The organism is Rhizobium sp. G187 (genome assembly GCF_051549525.1).
Classification (GTDB): Bacteria; Pseudomonadota; Alphaproteobacteria; order Rhizobiales; family Rhizobiaceae; genus Allorhizobium.
In genome coordinates this window covers 119,242-134,803 of record NZ_JBPUGM010000008.1, presented here as the reverse complement: position 1 = coordinate 134,803, position 15,562 = coordinate 119,242, and the positions used below count along the sequence as shown (strand labels likewise).

Sequence of the window (15,562 nt, the reverse complement as noted above, 5' to 3'; positions counted from 1 at the left end):
GACAGGAACAGAAGCATGAGCGCGATCGACTACGAATTCGACACCGGAACATCCCCTGGCCGCGGTTATTCCGAAACCGTGGCCTCGGGCGATGTTGAGGCCTTGCGCCCCCTCCCCCGTATTTCCGTCCACGCATTCTGCGTATCCGACGCGTTCCACCGCGTGATGGACCAGTGCGCGGTCGATCGCCGGCTCGCACGTGTCAGCCTCCGCATCACGCATGGCAACATTGCCGCTGCTGCCAGCATGTTCGGCTCCACGCCAACACCCAACCTGATCATCCTGGAAACCGAATCCGCGCCGCGTGACCTTTTGAACGAGCTTGCGCCGCTGGCGGAAGTCTGTGACCCGAGCACCCGTGTCATCATCGTTGGACGGCACAACGATATTGCCCTCTACCGCGAACTTATTCGCAACGGGATCTCGGAATACATTGTCGCGCCTTTTTCCATGGCCGATGTCATGGGCGCGATCGCTTCGATCTTCGTCGACCCGGACGCAGAACCTCTTGGGCGGACCATCGCCTTCATCGGGGCCAAGGGGGGCGTCGGCTCTTCCACCATCGCTCACAACTGCGCTTTCGGCATCGCGTCATTGTTTTCCACCGAGACCGTCCTTGCGGATCTCGACCTGCCGTTCGGCACGGCCAATATTGATTTCGACCAGGATCCGACCCAAGGCATGGCAGAGGCCGTGTTTGCGCCTGAGCGGCTAGACGAAGTCTTTCTTGACCGCCTGTTGACCAATTGCGGACAAAATCTCTCCCTGCTCGCCGCCCCGTCAATGCTCGATCGGGGTTATGACTACGAGCGCGGCGCCTTCCAGCCGATCCTTGATCTCCTCCAGCGCAGCACACCCATGACCGTGCTCGACCTGCCGCATACATGGGCCGAGTGGACCCGGGCTGTCCTCGGTGACGCGGACGAAATCGTGATTACCTGCGCACCGGATCTCGCCAATCTGCGCAACATGAAGAACATGCTCGACGCGTTGAAAAAGCTGCGTCCCAACGACAAGCCGCCGCATCTGATCCTCAATCAGGTTGGCATGCCGAAGCGGCCCGAGATTGCCCCGAACGACTTTTTCGAGCCGCTCGAGATGGAGCCGGTTGCGATCATCCCCTTCGATGCGCAGCTTTTCGGCACTGCGGCAAACAGTGGGCGCATGATCTCGGAGCTCGACGGAAAGGCACCGACCGCGGAGACGTTCTCACAGCTCGCGCATCTGGTGACCGGCCGCGCAACGATTAAAAAGCCGAAAAAGGCGGGCTTGGGCTCGCTGATCGAAAAGCTTCGCAAGAAATAACACGTGTAAGAACGGGTAGAGCTCATGTTTGGCAAACGCGGAAACGAGGGTTTCGGCAAGGGTGGATCGGGCGTTGGCACGATACCTCCGCAGGCTGCGCCTGCGGTGCCCGCAGCGCGACCTAGCAGCGCACCGCTTGAGCCCGGCAGTCCGGAGGCGAGTGCACGCCAGCAGGTTACGCCGCCACCGATGCAGACCCCGCAACGGAAAAAACCGCAGCGCACGGACGAGTATTACGACACGAAGAGCCAGGTTTTTTCGGCGCTGATCGATACGATCGACCTCTCGCAGCTCGCCAAGCTGGACGGCGAGAGTGCGCGCGAAGAAATCCGCGATATCGTCAACGACATCATCACGATCAAGAACTTCGCGATGTCGATCTCCGAGCAGGAAGAACTGCTCGAAGATATCTGCAACGACGTGCTGGGCTATGGTCCGCTCGAACCGCTGCTGGCGCGCGACGACATCGCCGACATCATGGTCAACGGCTCGGGACAGACCTTCATCGAAGTGGCCGGCAAGACGATCGAATCTGACGTCCGCTTCCGCGACAATGCGCAGCTTTTGTCGATCTGCCAGCGCATCGTCAGCCAGGTTGGCCGTCGCGTCGATGAATCCAGCCCAATTTGCGACGCCCGTCTGCCCGACGGCTCCCGTGTCAACGTCATTGCTCCCCCGCTTGCAATCGATGGGCCGGCGCTGACCATTCGTAAGTTCAAGAAAGACAAGCTGAAGCTTGATCAGCTGGTCAAGTTCGGCGCAATTACGCCCGAGGGCGCCGAGGTCCTGCAGATCATCGGACGTGTTCGCTGCAATGTGGTCATCTCAGGCGGTACGGGCTCGGGCAAGACCACGCTTCTCAACTGCCTCACAGGTTACATCGACCTCGACGAGCGCGTCATCACCTGCGAAGATACCGCCGAACTACAGCTGCAGCAGCCGCATGTCGTGCGCCTCGAAACCCGCCCGCCGAACATCGAAGGCGAAGGCGAGATCACGATGCGTGATCTCGTCAAGAACTGCCTGCGTATGCGCCCTGAACGCATCATCGTCGGTGAAGTGCGCGGACCGGAGGTTTTCGACCTTCTCCAGGCAATGAACACCGGCCATGACGGCTCAATGGGCACCATCCACGCCAACACGCCGCGCGAGTGCCTGAACCGTATGGAATCGATGATTGCCATGGGCGGTTTCTCGCTCCCGGCAAAGACTGTCCGCGAGATTATCTCCGGATCAATCGACGTCATCATCCAGGCCGCCCGTCTGCGCGACGGTTCCCGCCGCATCACGCACATCACGGAAGTGCTCGGCATGGAAGGCGACGTGATCATCACACAGGACCTCGTTCGCTACGAGATGGAGGGCGAAGATGCCAGCGGCCGCATTATTGGCCGGCATGTCTCGACTGGCATCGGCAAGCCGCATTTCTGGGACCGGGCCCGCTACTACAACGAAGAACGACGCCTCGCAGCGGCACTCGACGCGATGGAACAGAAATCCAAGGGAGCGTGAGGCGATGTTCGGTGTAGATCCGACAATCCTGGCAATCGTCCTGCTCGTTGCGTTGTCAACGGGCGCCATTGCCTATGGCGCGCTCTATACCCGGATCGAGACCGATCGCAAGACGACGAACAGGATCAGCCGGGTCAAATCTGCCGAGACCGACACCATCAAGGTGAAGGCGGCGCGGGACCGCGTGCAGGAGATCTCCAAGCGGCGTAAATCCGTGCAGGACTCGCTGAAGGAACTGGAGAAGAAGCAGGCTGAACGGACCAAAAAGCGGAATGAGCTGAGCCTCAAGGCGCGGCTCGGACAAGCCAATCTCTCGATTACGCCCACGCAGTTTTACCTCTTCAGTGCTGCTTTCGGGCTTTTCGCGCTGATTTTCAGCTTCCTCGGCGGATTTTCGCCTCTGGTCATGCTTGGAGTCGTGGTTATTGCCTCGCTGGGCGTTCCGCGCTGGGTTATCGGTTTTCTCATCAAACGTCGCCAGAAGCAGTTCCTCGAGGAATTTCCAAATTCGCTCGATGTGATGGTCCGCTCTATCCGATCTGGCCTGCCGCTCAACGACGCAATCCGGATGATCTCGGCGGACGGCCAGGAGCCGGTGAAGACGGAGTTCCGCCGCGTGGTGGAATCGCAGCAATTGGGCCTTGGCGTGCCGGATGCGGTGGCCCGCATGCATCAATCGATGCCGCTGCCGGAAGTCAGCTTCTTCGCGATCGTTGTTGCCATCCAGGGTCAGGCAGGGGGCAATCTTTCGGAAGCCTTGAGCAACCTGTCACGGGTCCTGCGTGACCGAAAGAAGATGAAGGCCAAGGTTCAGGCCTTGTCCATGGAGGCCAAGGCTTCCGCTGCGATCATCGGGGCTCTGCCATTTATCGTGGCGCTGCTCGTTTACCTGACCTCGCCTGAATACATCATGGTCCTGTTCACGGATCCTCGTGGCCATCTCATCCTCGGCGGCTCAGCCGTCTGGATGAGCATCGGTCTGCTCGTCATGCGCAACATGATCAATTTCGATATCTAGGGAACGGCAGATATGAGCGACCAATGGGCTAAACAGGTCACGGACCCGACCCTGATCATCGCGGTCCTCGTGTCTCTCGCGGTCTTTGCGACATTCTACACGCTGGTCATGCCGCTTTTCGAGAAGGGCGACCTGAACAAGCGCATGCGTGCTGTTTCATCCGAGCGCGATCTGATCCGGTCACGCGAGCGCGCGAAAATGAATTCCGATGCATCACAGGGTCGTGCGTCGCTGCGCGCCACGAACAACCAGTCGGTCCGTCAGATCGTCGAGCGTTTCAATCTGCGCAAAGCGCTTGTCGACGACAAGACCGTCGACAAACTGAAAGCCGCCGGCCTTCGTTCGCAGAATGCGCTCAACATCTTTCTCGTTGCACGCTTTCTCTTGCCATTCGCCACGTTGACCCTGACAGGCATCTGGGTCTTCCTGCTGGGAAACCTCGCCGACAAGGGTATGCCCATGCGGCTGCTCGCCGTCATCGTCGGTGGCTATGTGGGCTTTTATCTGCCCAACATCTATGTCTCGAACAAGATTTCAAAGCGTCAGCAATCGATCAAACGCGCCTGGCCGGATGCTCTCGACCTCATGCTGATCTGCGTTGAATCCGGTATTTCGCTCGAATCTGCCATGCGACGCGTCGCTGATGAAATTGCGGAGCAATCAGCGGAACTGGCGGAGGAGATGGTTCTGACCACGGCCGAACTCTCCTTCTTGCCAGATCGCCGGCAGGCGCTGGAAAATCTCGGTACTCGCACACAGCTTGATAGCGTCAAGAACGTCGTCCAAGCCCTGATCCAGGCCGACCGCTACGGAACACCGGTCGCTCAGGCCCTTCGTGTCCTGGCTCAGGAAGGCCGTGACGAACGCATGAACGAGGCGGAGAAGAAAGCTGCAGCTCTACCGCCCAAACTGACGGTTCCGATGATCCTCTTCTTCCTGCCCGTGCTTGTTGCAGTCATTCTCGGCCCGGCCGGCATTTCTGTTTCAGATCGGTTCTGACAGAAAAACTGACCAGGTATTCGGCCGTCAATGAACGGTCGCGAGTTCGTCGCGCAGCAGGTCAAGTGCGTCCTGCAGAGCTTCCACCAGGATATCGGTCAATTCGTCGGACTTGTTTTCCAGAAGCATGAGCTGGATCGCCATGTCCTGTTGTTCAAAGTACTGGTCCGGTCCTTCGGTCATCATCATGTCCCCTTACCCACCGAATCATTTCGGGTAAGGTCGAGCATCTGATGGTTGCCTTGTGCAAGGCTTTCTGCATTCAACCGGTGACATCGGCATGTCCTTCCACCACTGTGCGAAAACTGGCGAAGAACTCCCCTGCCAGCTTCTTTGAGGTCGATTCGATCAGACGGCTACCGAGCTGAGCGATTTTGCCTCCGACCTCCGCGCGAACGACATAGGTGAGTATGGTGGCATTCTCTCCATCGTCGGCCAGCGACACGTCAGCTCCACCCTTGGCGAAGCCGGCGAGGCCGCCCTTGCCTTCACCGGAAATGGTGTAGGCATGCGGCGGATCAAGGTTCTGCAGTTCAACCAATCCTTCGAACTTTGCCTTGATTGGTCCGATCTTCAGGACAACAAGCGCGGTCATGCTGGTTTCGCTTGTCTTCTCAAGCATTTCACAGCCAGGGATAGCTTGTCGGAGTATGTCCGGATCGTTCAACGCCTTCCACACCGTTTCAATCGGCGCTTCAATCCGTTCACTTCCCTGCATGTCCATGCGTCTTCCTCCCTGACAGACGGGCTCCCTCCCATCCAGCGATAAAAGTGCATGCCTTCAGAACGAGATGCAAGCGCTGCGGCCCTCAGACGAGGACAGCCTGCTCCACGCGATCTTCGGAACCAAAGAAGCGCAGATAGCGCTCCACCTCGCGCGGATCACCGGTAGCCTTGCGCGGGTTGTCGGAAAGCTTGACGGCGGGGCGCCCATTGGCCTCTGAAACCTTGCAGACGATCGAAATAGGCTTGAGGCCTGCGATCTCGCTCGGCGCGCAGCCAGCAAAGTCATTGGTGAGGTTCGTACCCCAGCCGAAGCTCATCCGCACACGCCCTGCGAAGTGTCGGTAGGTGTCGATGATGGCGTCGACATCGAGCCCATCGGAAAAGATCAGCAATTTCTTGCGGGGGTCGCGACCCATCTTCTGCCACCACTCGATGATCTTCTCGCCCCCCTCGATCGGCGGGGCGCTGTCGGGTCGAAAGCCTGTCCAGTCTGCAACCCATTCCGGAGCGTTGCGGAGAAAGGAGGTCGTTCCATAAGCGTCAGGCAGAACGATCAGGAGGTTGCCGCCGTAGAGCGTGTTCCAGTCCTTCAGCACCCGATAAGGCGCGGTGGCCAATTCCTCGTCTGTCTGCGCGAGGGCCGCGATCACCATGGGCAACTCATGGGCGTTGGTGCCCACGGCCTCAAGATCCGAATCCATGGCAAGCAGCACGTTGCTGGTCCCGGTAAAAGCCGGGCCGATACCTTCCTTCAGCGCCTCGACGCACCAGCGCTGCCAAAGGAAACTATGTCGACGACGGGTGCCGAAATCGGAAATGCGCAGACCCGGCAGCTCGCGCAGGCGTTCCACCTTGGACCACATCTTGGCCTTGGCCCGGGCATACAGCACGTCGAGAGTGAAATATCCGAGCGACTTCATGGCTGCGCGCGAACGCAGCTCATTGATGATGGCGAGTGCAGGAATTTCCCACAGCGTCGTTTCCATCCAGGATCCGTGGAAGGTGAGCTCGTATTGACCGTCTCGGGTCGTCAGTTCGTATTCCGGGAGCTGCAGGTTGGAGAGCCAGGTCAGAAATTCCGGCTCGAAGATCTGCGAGCGGCCGTAGAAGCTGTTGCCGGCGAGCCAAATCAGTTCTTTCTTGGTCAGGCGCAGCGAGCGGACATGGTCCAGTTGGTCTCGCAGTTCCTGCTCGTTGATCTCGTCTGCAAGACGCACGGTCTTTGTGCGATTGATCAGGGTGAAGGTGGCGTTGACGTCCGGATAAAGCTTCCAGATCATCTGCAACATCAGAAGCTTGTAGAAATCGGTGTCGATCAGACTGCGGATAATTGGATCGAGCTTCCAGGCATGATTGTAAACCCTGGTTGCGATATCAGTCTTCGTCATTGGCAGATGCCTTCCCTCCGCGGGCGAACCGCGGCAAACGGCCGAAACGGTTCGGCCGTCTTCCTTGCGAGTTATCGGTAATCAATTGCCGATTGTCCAGCCGGGGATATCAGCTTACTCGCTCGGCGTCGGATTGGACTGTGGTGTGGTACCAGACTGGTTTTCCGCAGGGGAAGGCGCGATCTCGACCGAGGGCTGGTTTGTCGGGGTGTCGGGCGCAATCGAATTGCCCCACCACTCGGCAGGGATCCAGACCAGCATGGCAAGGATCAGGCCTGCCAGCAGAACGATCAGAACTGGCTTACCGCGAAAGCCCTGACGTGCGTCCGTTGCGGTCATGGGTTCGGGCTTGAGACCTCTGGTATTGCGATCCGTCGTATTGGGCAGGTCGATGCGGCTGCTCATGGCTTGCTCCCTTGTTTGTCAGTGCGCGACCTCCGCAGAGGTGGGCTCCATGGACAAACGGGAGCAGGATGGGATTGTTCCGCCGGGTTTCAGTAACCCACGCTTCTGTCGACGACATGCTGAAGCGGCTGCCCCGCTTCGACCCTCTGAATTTGCTCTTCGACATGTCGAAACAAGGCGCGAACGTCTGACGCGGCAGCCGCATGGGGCGTAATCACGAGATTGTCCATCTGCCAGAGAGGGCTTTCGGTGGACAGAGGCTCGCGCTCGAAGACATCCAGAGACGCCGCGCTCAGTGTGCCATCGCGAAGGCAGTCGATAATGTCGACCTCCACCTGGCTCCCGCCACGGCCGGCATTGAGAAAGATCGGGCCGCCGAGGACGCCATTGCGGCGAAGTTTCGAGAAGAGCGCGCGATCGAACAGTCCATGCGTCTCAGCCGTCAGCGGCAACAAGCCGACCAGTATGTCGGTGCGAGCGAGGAAATCATCGAGTGTCGCGACATCGAAGGTCTCGACCCCCGCAATCTCCTTATTGCGGCGGGACCAACCGATGACATTAAAGCCCATGGTCTTCAGCTTCTGCGCGGCATCGGACCCCAGAACGCCCAACCCCATGACACCGACGGTCACGTCTCTCGCTTCCGGCTGGCCGCCGATCTCGTTCCAGGTTTTCGCCCTCTGCTGCCGGGCATAGGCAAACCCATGGCGCAGATGATGCAGGCACTGCCAGACCACCCATTCGCTCATCCGGTCCGTCAGACTGCGGTCGACGAAACGCACGACAGGCAGGTTGGGTAGTCCCGGGACGGACAGCACATGGTCGACGCCTGCCCCCCCGGAAAAGATCGCCTTCAAACTTGCCGCCCGGCTGAACAGGGACGGATCGGGCTTCCACACGACGGCATAAGACGCCTGTGAGAGGTCGATGTCTTTCTGGGTCGGATCGCCAAGATCGATCACAGAGCGTCCGGGGAAGGCTGTCTTCAGTGCTTTAGCCACGTCGTCGCGGCCGAACTTAAGATCGACGATGATGGAGTTCTGGTCGGACATAAGATCGCTTTCACTACTGGCGCATGCCGCCGGTCTCAACGGCTTCGAGGCTGAAGGCGGCGGCCATCAGCGCCTTGGTATAGTCTGCTTTCGGGGCAGCGAAGACATCTGCCGCCGGCCCCTGCTCGACAACCTTTCCGGCCCGCATCACAATCAGGTCGTTGGCGAGCGCCTTCACCACCTTGAGATCGTGGCTGATGAACAGATATGCGAGATCGTGCCTCGCCTGCAGATCACGAAGGAGGTCAACGACCTGAGCTTGAACGGTCATATCGAGTGCAGACGTCGGCTCGTCAAGCATCACGAAGCGAGGCTTCAGAACCATGGCCCTGGCAATCGCGATGCGCTGTCTCTGGCCACCGGAGAATTCATGCGGATAGCGCCAGCGCGTTGCGGGATCGAGCCCGACTTCCTCAAGCGCCCAGCAGACTCGTGCATCCCGCTCTTCAGCCGACAGGCGTTTCTCGTGCACCTTCAATCCTTCAGCGATGATTTCACCAATCGACATTCGGGGGCTGAGCGAACCGAAGGGATCCTGAAAGACGATCTGCAGCTTGTCTCGCAGAGGCCGCATATCGCTGTAGGAGAAGGAACCGATATCTTTGCCGATGAAGCTGATGCGCCCGCGCGATGAGATTAGACGCGCAAGGGCAAGGCCGAGCGTGGTTTTGCCGGAACCGGATTCGCCGACGACACCCAGGGTCTGCCCGGCGCGGAGCACGAGATCGACACCGTCGACAGCCTTTACATGATCCACGGTCCTGCGGAGAAAGCCTGCCTTGATCGGAAACCAGACGCGAATGTCTTCGCCCTGCATGACAACAGGCTTCGTCGTGTCCGCCACGGGCGGTTCGCCACGGGGCTCAGAGCCGAGGAGCTTCTTGGTATAGTCGTGTTGCGGATTTTCGAAGATGTCCTCAACCCTGCCCGCTTCGACGATCTGCCCCTTGGTCATGACGCAGACCCGATCGGCGAATTTTCGCACAATGCCGAGATCGTGGGTGATGAACAGCATGGACATGCCGTGCTCGGTCTTCAGCCTGCCCAAAAGCTCGAGGATCTGGGCCTGAACAGTAACATCGAGCGCCGTGGTCGGCTCGTCGGCGACCAGTAATTTTGGCCGGTTGGCAAGGGCCATCGCGATCATGATGCGTTGCCGTTGACCGCCTGACAGTTCGTGCGGAAAGGCATTCAGGCGTTTCTCCGGTTCCCGAATACCGACCTGATGGAGCAGTTCGAGAATTCTGGCGCGCGCCGCTGCCCCTGTCATCCCCTGATGCAGGCCCAGGATTTCGCCAATCTGTCGCTCGATCGTGTGGAGCGGATTGAGCGAGGTCATCGGCTCCTGGAAGATCATGGTGATGTCGTTGCCGCGCACATGCCGCAACTCCGGCTCGCTCGCCGTCATCAGGTTCTGCCCGTCGAACAGGATCTCGCCGGACGGGTGGCTGGCGGACGGATAAGGAAGGAGCTTGAGGATCGATGCCGCTGAGACGGATTTTCCAGAGCCGGATTCTCCGACCAAGGCGACGATCTCTCCCCTGCCGATGTCGAAGGAAATGCGATCGACGGCCAGGCTCTCGCGGCCGCCCTGATGGAAGGCGACAGAAAGATCGCGAACAGAGAGGAGCGGATTGCTTGTCATCGAAAGGTCTTTCGCGGGTCAAACGCGTCGCGGACCGCTTCGCCAACGAAGATCAGCAGTGAGAGCATGATCGACATGGTGAAGAAGGCGGTGAGGCCCAACCAGGGCGCCTGGAGGTTACGCTTGCCCTGGGCGATCAGTTCGCCGAGCGAGGGGGAGCCGGGCGGCATGCCGAAGCCGAGGAAGTCGAGAGAGGTCAGTGTTGTGATCGAGCCCGACAGGATGAACGGCAGAAAGGTCAAGGTTGCCACCATGGCATTGGGCAGGAGGTGGCGGAACATGATGGTCCAGTTCCCCACGCCAAGCGCGCGTGCGGCATTGACGTATTCGAAATTGCGGGCGCGGAGGAATTCCGCCCGCACGATGCCGACGAAACCCACCCAGGAGAAGAGCAGCATGATGCCAAGCAACACGAAGAAGCCAGGCGGCAGGATCGAGGCGATGATCAGGAGAATGTAGAGAACGGGCAAGGACGACCAGATCTCGATGAAGCGCTGCATGAGCAGGTCCGTCCAGCCGCCGAAATATCCCTGCACGGCTCCGGCCGTGACGCCGATCAGAGCTGAAGTTAGGGTCAGCGCCAATCCGAAGAGAATGGAGATACGAAAGCCGTAGATCATGCGGGCCGTGACATCGCGCGCCTGATCGTCGGTGCCCAGCCAGTTCATGTTGCCGAGCACGCAATTGGGGTCTTCCGCCTTCAGCGGATAGGCCGCGCAGCGGGTGTCCTTGTCCATCAGCCAGAAGGGTGCCGTGGGTGCCGAATGCGGGATTTCGGAGTTCACCGTGCGATAGGAATAGCGGATCGGCGGCCAGACCATCCAGCCATTGGCATTGATTTCGTCGGAGATGAAGGACGAGCGGTAGTCGGTGAGCGCGAGAAAACCACCGAACTTCTCCTCTGGATAGTCTACCAGGACCGGGAAGAGGACTTCGCCCTTGTAGACCGCAATGATCGGCTTGTCGTTGGCAATGAATTCCGCGCCAAGACTGAGCACGAAGAGCAGCATGAAGATCCAGAAAGACCAGAAGCCGCGTCGATTGGCCTTGAAGTTTTCCAACCGCCGCCTGTTCGTGGGCGTAAGGAAGGGGCGCTTGACGGGGGCGGATGCGGTCGAGACTTCGCCTGCGGACATCAGACGTCCCTCCGTTCGAAGTCGATGCGGGGATCGATCCAGGTGTAGATGAGGTCTGAAACCAGGCTAATCACGAGGCCCATCAGCGAGAAGATGTAGAGCGTGGCAAAAACGATCGGATAGTCGCGATTGACAATGGCGAGGTAACCGAGGCGGCCGAGACCATCGAGCGAGAAGATATTCTCGATCAGAAGCGAACCGGTGAAGAAGGCCGAGATGAAAGCGCCCGGCATGCCGGCGATCACGATCAGCATCGCATTGCGGAAGACGTGGCCATAGAGAACCTGGCGCTCGGCCAACCCCTTCGCCCGCGCCGTCACGACGTACTGCTTCTTGATCTCGTCAATGAAAGAATTCTTGGTGAGAAGCGTGGTGGTGGCGAAGGCGGACAGGATCAGGGCGGTCAGCGGCAAGGCCAGATGCCAGAAGTAATCCAGGATCTTCTCCCACCAGGAGAGTGCCGCGAAATTGTCTGAGGTCAGCCCGCGCAGAGGGAACCAGTCGAAGAAGGAGCCACCGGCGAACAGCACGATCAGAAGGATGCCGAACAGGAAGCTTGGTACGGCGTAGCCGATAACGATGATACCCGACGTCCACACATCGAAAGTGGAGCCATCCTTCACGGCTTTGCGGATACCGAGCGGGATGGAGATCGCATAGGATATCAAGAGGACCCAGACCCCGAGCGAGATCGAGACTGGCATTTTTTCAATGATCAGGTCGATGACCGAGGTGTTGCGGAAGAAGCTCTCGCCGAAATCGAAACGGATATAGTTCCACATCATTTCGAGGAAGCGCTCTGCCGGCGGCTTGTCGAAACCGAATTGCTTCTCAAGCTTGGCGATCAGGTCAGGGTCCAACCCCTGAGCGCCGCGATAACGGGAACCGCCCTCGTCCATGCCATTGGTTTGACCGAGCATGTCGCCGCCGCCAGACAGGCGGGCATCGGCGCTGTCGCCCTGGCCACTCAGCTGCGCGATGACCTGTTCGACCGGGCCACCCGGGGCAAACTGCACGACGACGAAGGAGATGCCCATGATGCCGATGATCGTCGGGACCATCAGAAGCAGGCGGCGCAGAATATAGGCGGTCATGCCGGATGCTCCGTCGCGACCCGTGATCTGCGTTGCGGGCACACACCCATTGCGTCAGCCAAGCCGTTCGCCTCCATGCTCGAGCGATTCGTCAATCATCATTCCTAGACCGTCAGCCTCTCGGCGCAAACCCCGGAGCACGCCTCACGGGGTTTTCGCCCACCATATGGCCGGAAAGCCGGTACTGTAGGCCGGCAGCTCCGAGGGATGATCGAACTTGTCCCAGAAGGCGTATCGAGCCGTTTGGCCATAGTAGAGCGGAATGACATAATCGTTGGCAAGCAGCACACGGTCCATCGCTTTCGTTGCTGCAACCTGCTGATCACGGTCCCGTGGGAAAATGATCTTCTCGATCAGCGCATCGACGGCAGGATCGGCAATGCCCGCATAGTTCTTCGACCCCTCCCGCGCAACGGCAGCCGAACTCCAATAGTCCCTCTGCTCGTTGCCGGGATTCAACGTCTGCGCCCAGACATTCCAAGTCATGTCGTAGTCAAACGACCGCAGCCTATTGGTATACTGGGCATCATCGACAGTGCGGATCTGCATGTCGATGCCGATCTTGCGCAGCTGCTGCTGGTAGGGCACCGCGACCACTTCCAGCTGGGGGCTCGATAGCAGCAGCTCGAAACGGAATGGCTGCCCCGTTGCAGCATTCACCATGGCATTGCCACGCAACTCGAAGCCGGCCTCCTTGAGCAATCCGACAGCCTTGCGAAGGTTGTCGCGGGAGGCCTGAGGCGAACCGCCGACGGGATTTGCATAGGGCGTATCGAAGACCCCCGCCGGAACCTTGTCCTTCAGTCCGTTCAGAAGTTCGAGTTCCTCGCCCTGGGCGAGCCCTCTTGAGGCCAGTTCAGTACCGAAAAAGAAGCTGTCGACACGTTGATAGGCGCCATAAAACACCGTGCGGTTCAACTCCTCGAAGTCGAGAGCATAGTTCAGGGCGCGGCGAACGCGCTGGTCCTTGAACAGGTCACGGCGCATGTTCGGGACCAGTGCCTGCATGACGCCGGTTGCCCGGAACGGGTTCTCGTATTCTTCCTTGCGGACACGTCCGTCCTTGACTGCGGGGAAGTCGAAGCCGGTCGCCCATCGAGCGGCACGCGTCTCAGTCCAGAAATCAGTATTGCCGGACCGGAAGGCCTCGAACTCGACATCTCGATCTCCGAACATCGTATAGCTGATCGTCTGGAAATTGTTTTGGCCGACGTTGACGTTGATGTCCTTGCCCCAATAGTCATCGCGGAGTTCGTATCGGATCGTTGCCCCCGCACGGAAATCGGCAATCCTGTAGGGACCTGATCCAACAGGCGGCTCGAGCATGGTGCGGGACACATCGCGCCCCTCTTCCCACCAGTGCTTCGGGACGACCGGGAACTGTCCGAGGATCATTGGCAGTTCGCGATTGTTCTTCTGATCGAAGCGGAACGTGACGTCCCGGTCGCCGGTCTTTTCCACCGACGTCACGTGGCCGTAATAGCTCGTGTAAAGCGGATTGTGCTCCTTCAGCTTCTCGAAACTGAAGATCACATCCTCCGGCGTGACCGGCTTTCCGTCGGAGAATTTCGCCTCAGCACGGAGTCTGAAGGTGGCAGAAGAGTAATCCGACGGGAAGGAGACGCCTTCGGCCAGAAGACCATATGCCGTGGAAATTTCGTCATCGACATCCTTCAGAAGCGTGTCATAGACCAGAGCCAGCGCAGGCGCCACCTCACCACGATCGAGGATGATGTTGAAGCTATCGAAGGTCCCTGTCGAAGACATGCGCAGCTCGCCACCTTTCGGCGCCTGAGGGTTCACGTAATCGAGATGCGCAAAATCCGCTGGATATTTCGGGTCTCCAATGATCGCCACGGCGTGGCGGAACGGTTCCGTCGGTTCTTGCGCGGACGCATCTGCGCCATACAGCGCGAGCCCGCCGACGAGTGCCCAGCAAGTCAAACGTTCTGCGATCGCGGAAAAACCAGCTCTCATGCACCATACCCCTCGTTTTCATTGGGTCAGGATAGGGCAAATGACGGCAAAATACAGACGGCTGACACAGATGTGAGTGTGTCGGCATTCGAAGATTCACCAAATTTTGGTTTCAAGATAAGATCTTCAGATGATTCCTGCGGCTCCGAGGGCCGGGCTATCGAGGACAAGCATAACGATGACAGCGGCAAATTGGGCTCGCGGCTTTACCCGGGCCGTCATGCTGACGGCGGCATTTTCGATCGCGACGGGCGATCTGGCGATGGCAGAATCGCCCCCGGCCAAGGAACTCTTCGGGGGTATGCGACTGCCGAGCAAGGCGGCGCCGTCTCCTTACGGATCCTATGCCAAGGGCTGCATCTCCGGTGCTGTTGCCATCCCGACCGATGGACCGACCTGGCAGGCCATGCGCCTTTCTCGCAACCGGCGCTGGGGCCATCCGCAAATGATATCGCTGCTGGAGCGGTTTTCGACCGATGCGGCAGCGCTCGGCTGGGGTTCGGGCATCCTGATCGGTGACATCTCGCAGCCGCGCGGCGGGCCGATGTTATCGGGGCATGCCTCGCACCAGATCGGGCTCGATGCCGATATCTGGTTTACCCCAAAGCCAGCCCAGCCGCTCAGCCCGCAACAGCGCGAGGACATGCCGTTCACCTCGATGCTGGACAAGAGCAAGTTCCTGACCGTGGACAAGAAGCGCTGGACCCCAACCCATGCACAGGTCGTCGTTCGGGCCGCGAGTTATCCGCAGGTGGAGCGCGTCTTCGTCAATCCGGCGATCAAGAAGAAACTCTGCGACACATGGACCGGCGATCGCGCCGTGCTCGGCAAGATCCGCCCGATCTATGGCCATGACGAGCATTTCCACATCCGGATCAAATGTCCGGAGGGGGCAACCGGCTGCAAGCCGCAGGCTGCCGTTGCCGCCGGTGACGGGTGTGACAAGTCGCTTGCCTGGTGGTTCACACAGGAGCCTTGGGCGGCGCCGAAGAAAGATCCGAAGGCAAAGCCTGCGCCGCCGCCACGCGCCATGGGCCTTTCCGATCTGCCGCGCGCCTGCTCCACCGTGCTGAACCAGCCGGCACCCAGCGATGAAATGGAGGCGACCTACCGCCCGAGCGGCGGTGCGTTTGCAGCACAGGCCTCGGCCTTCGCGCCCTCTCAGTCCGTCGATGGCTCCGCTGCCTTCAACGTGCCTGCCTGGGTTCCGGTCCCGCCACCGCGGCCGGCTGGCTTCTAAGCGAGAGGCGCAAACGGATGACCTTTTCAAGCGGCATCGGCTGCGATAAACGGTTGATCAAATCG

Annotated in this window: 14 protein-coding genes; 5 read left to right on the top strand and 9 right to left on the bottom strand. The window is 59.5% G+C overall.

What is annotated here, in order from left to right:
• The first annotated feature begins 15 nt into the window (after positions 1-15).
• Genes ACSV9I_RS19915 through ACSV9I_RS19900 form a run of 4 tightly spaced genes read left to right on the top strand, consistent with a single transcriptional unit; the run spans position 16 to position 4,834 of the window.
• A complete protein-coding gene (locus ACSV9I_RS19915) occupies positions 16-1,305 on the top strand; it encodes a CtpF protein (RefSeq protein ID WP_054158206.1) in 1,290 nt (429 codons plus the stop codon).
• 24 nt (positions 1,306-1,329) lie between these two features.
• A complete protein-coding gene (locus tag ACSV9I_RS19910; protein ID WP_438330510.1) occupies positions 1,330-2,817 on the top strand; it encodes a CpaF family protein in 1,488 nt (495 codons plus the stop codon).
• Positions 2,818-2,821: 4 nt separating this feature from the next.
• On the top strand, positions 2,822-3,835 hold the full coding sequence (locus tag ACSV9I_RS19905) for a type II secretion system F family protein (RefSeq protein ID WP_438330509.1): 1,014 nt from the start codon (positions 2,822-2,824) through the stop codon (positions 3,833-3,835).
• Positions 3,836-3,847: 12 nt separating this feature from the next.
• Positions 3,848-4,834: a type II secretion system F family protein gene (locus ACSV9I_RS19900; protein ID WP_438330508.1), complete on the top strand. Its 987-nt coding sequence runs from the start codon at positions 3,848-3,850 to the stop codon at positions 4,832-4,834.
• A 27-nt stretch (positions 4,835-4,861) separates the two neighbouring features.
• On the opposite strand, the gene ACSV9I_RS19895 is transcribed toward ACSV9I_RS19900, so the two are convergent.
• From ACSV9I_RS19895 to ACSV9I_RS19855, 9 genes are all read right to left on the bottom strand, one after another.
• A complete protein-coding gene (locus ACSV9I_RS19895) occupies positions 4,862-5,023 on the bottom strand; it encodes a hypothetical protein (RefSeq protein WP_438330553.1) in 162 nt (53 codons plus the stop codon).
• Positions 5,024-5,096: 73 nt separating this feature from the next.
• Positions 5,097-5,558 carry a CoxG family protein gene (locus tag ACSV9I_RS19890; protein WP_438330507.1) on the bottom strand — a complete coding sequence of 154 codons (462 nt, stop codon included), beginning with the start codon at positions 5,556-5,558 and terminating at the stop codon, positions 5,097-5,099.
• Positions 5,559-5,643: 85 nt separating this feature from the next.
• On the bottom strand, positions 5,644-6,948 hold the full coding sequence (gene pncB, locus ACSV9I_RS19885; protein ID WP_054158211.1) for a nicotinate phosphoribosyltransferase: 1,305 nt from the start codon (positions 6,946-6,948) through the stop codon (positions 5,644-5,646).
• A 114-nt stretch (positions 6,949-7,062) separates the two neighbouring features.
• Positions 7,063-7,353 carry a hypothetical protein gene (locus ACSV9I_RS19880; protein ID WP_438330506.1) on the bottom strand — a complete coding sequence of 97 codons (291 nt, stop codon included), beginning with the start codon at positions 7,351-7,353 and terminating at the stop codon, positions 7,063-7,065.
• 89 nt (positions 7,354-7,442) lie between these two features.
• Positions 7,443-8,405 carry a 2-hydroxyacid dehydrogenase gene (locus tag ACSV9I_RS19875; RefSeq protein ID WP_438330505.1) on the bottom strand — a complete coding sequence of 321 codons (963 nt, stop codon included), beginning with the start codon at positions 8,403-8,405 and terminating at the stop codon, positions 7,443-7,445.
• A gap of 13 nt (positions 8,406-8,418) precedes the next feature.
• On the bottom strand, positions 8,419-10,050 hold the full coding sequence (locus ACSV9I_RS19870) for an ABC transporter ATP-binding protein (protein ID WP_438330504.1): 1,632 nt from the start codon (positions 10,048-10,050) through the stop codon (positions 8,419-8,421).
• A complete protein-coding gene (locus tag ACSV9I_RS19865; protein ID WP_438330503.1) occupies positions 10,047-11,186 on the bottom strand; it encodes an ABC transporter permease in 1,140 nt (379 codons plus the stop codon). The genes ACSV9I_RS19870 and ACSV9I_RS19865 overlap by 4 nt, the downstream gene beginning before the upstream one ends.
• Entirely contained in the window at positions 11,186-12,280 is a 1,095-nt protein-coding gene (locus tag ACSV9I_RS19860; RefSeq protein ID WP_438330502.1) for a microcin C ABC transporter permease YejB, read from the bottom strand. The genes ACSV9I_RS19865 and ACSV9I_RS19860 overlap by 1 nt, the downstream gene beginning before the upstream one ends.
• A 144-nt stretch (positions 12,281-12,424) precedes the next feature.
• Positions 12,425-14,257: an extracellular solute-binding protein gene (locus ACSV9I_RS19855; protein WP_438330501.1), complete on the bottom strand. Its 1,833-nt coding sequence runs from the start codon at positions 14,255-14,257 to the stop codon at positions 12,425-12,427.
• A 178-nt stretch (positions 14,258-14,435) separates the two neighbouring features.
• On the opposite strand from ACSV9I_RS19855, the gene mepA reads away from it, so the two are divergent.
• Entirely contained in the window at positions 14,436-15,497 is a 1,062-nt protein-coding gene (mepA, locus tag ACSV9I_RS19850; protein ID WP_438330500.1) for a penicillin-insensitive murein endopeptidase, read from the top strand.
• Positions 15,498-15,562 lie beyond the last annotated feature (65 nt).